This window comes from Barnesiella sp. CU968 (genome assembly GCF_905219685.1).
Taxonomy (GTDB): domain Bacteria; phylum Bacteroidota; class Bacteroidia; order Bacteroidales; family Muribaculaceae; genus Lepagella; species Lepagella muris_A.
On record NZ_CAJMXD010000538.1, the window covers coordinates 1 to 1529 of the forward strand.

Sequence of the window (1529 nt, forward strand, 5' to 3'; positions counted from 1 at the left end):
GACAATACAAAATTATTAAATTTACTTATTTAAGTTTCGCAAGTTCAACTTGCTGATTTCAGATTGTAAAATTTAGCGATATGAGCCAATTCATCAGAATGATTAATCACCGCATCATAGACTTCTTCGTCCAGCAGGCCGAAGACTCTTGCTATTGCCGAGACAAGCTCCTGAAGGATTCCCCATATCTGTTGGGCGACGGAGAGCTGGACTGTCTCTTTGGAAATATCCCGAAAGAGACCGCCGATAGTTTCGTAATCGCTGAAGCGTTTTGCGATGGAAAGGATATTATACTGCAGANAGCACAATGTGGCGGCGGCAATCTGAGATGCAAAGCAGGTGCTCTGGCACTNGCCGAATCCCAGATTGGTCTTGCAATCCTTGAANACGACTTCAAGAGCCCAGCGTCTGGAATATATCCGCCATGCCTTGAAGAAATCCATTGCGGTATCGGTTGTAAGCAATCCGTTCCATTTGCCGTGTTGGGTCCGGCGTACAAGGAATATCCTTACAGGGACACCTCCGAACGTGGCATCAAACATGATATAGTAGCATTTGAGCTTGCGGCTGTACTTCTGCAATTTGAGTTTTTTACCGAGTTTCACAAGTGCTGGAGCAGAAAGGTCTCCGTGTTTGGTATGGTATTTTGTCTTACCGTTCTCTCCGACCTTTATCATGCCAAGCCAATGGCATTTGATATGGCGGCTATGGATGAACTGGACAATCTCCTTGTTGGTAAACCAACTGTCTGCCAACACGTAGCTGAACCTTATGCCTCGACGGATGGCCCGCTTTATCATCTGCTTTGCAAGCACAATCTTGGACATGTCATATTCCTGCTCACGCTTGCGAAGCGCCTCGCTGTCATGTTCCGTGATACGACGCCGTTTGAGTTCCCTGGCGCTCATACCGTAGTTCCCTTTCTTTCCTTCCTCTCCGACGATGGCGAGGTCGAGAAGCATTTGCGACACTCCGTCGGTGACAGCCATACAGAGACACTTAAATCCGAGCACCGCTTTGTGAGCCAGATGGGAATGGACACGCCCGATTTTTTCAATAGTCCGGCCTGTCTTCTCATGGTCGGTATCGTCAAGAATCAGACACACCTCATCGGCTTTATGGTCAGAACGGATATGTATTCGGTTCCACAGCTGTACCGATATATGCCAGAGAGTCTTTCTCCAGTCTATATCGGGATTTNCCATAAAGCGGTAGAAAACATCCTTTCTGGCCTTAATCAACGAATCAAGTGTACCGTACTTCTGATTGCGGTATGCGTTTCTAATGCCGAAACATGGGAAAAGAAGAAGACATTGGAATACAGTCAGCAACCGGTAAACACAGTTACGCTTGCTTGTTACTGCAAGCGTGTCGCGCTCGGTCATCTTGACCTGCCCAAGTATAGAACTTATGTTCTGTATGGCTGCTGTCATATCGGAATTTTTGAAAAAGTCTTTGATATCCGAGAGAAAAGGAGTAATTTTGTGTATCGACATGGCTTTGAGTTAGTTTTTTGGTGGTACTTAAAA

At 46.1% G+C, this 1529-nt stretch carries 1 protein-coding gene; it reads right to left on the reverse strand.

Features of this window, described 5'->3' with window-relative positions:
* Positions 1-44 precede the first annotated feature (44 nt).
* Positions 45-1496, reverse strand: coding sequence for a transposase (locus JX312_RS13485; RefSeq protein ID WP_204458428.1), 1452 nt, complete (start codon positions 1494-1496; stop codon positions 45-47).
* Positions 1497-1529 lie beyond the last annotated feature (33 nt).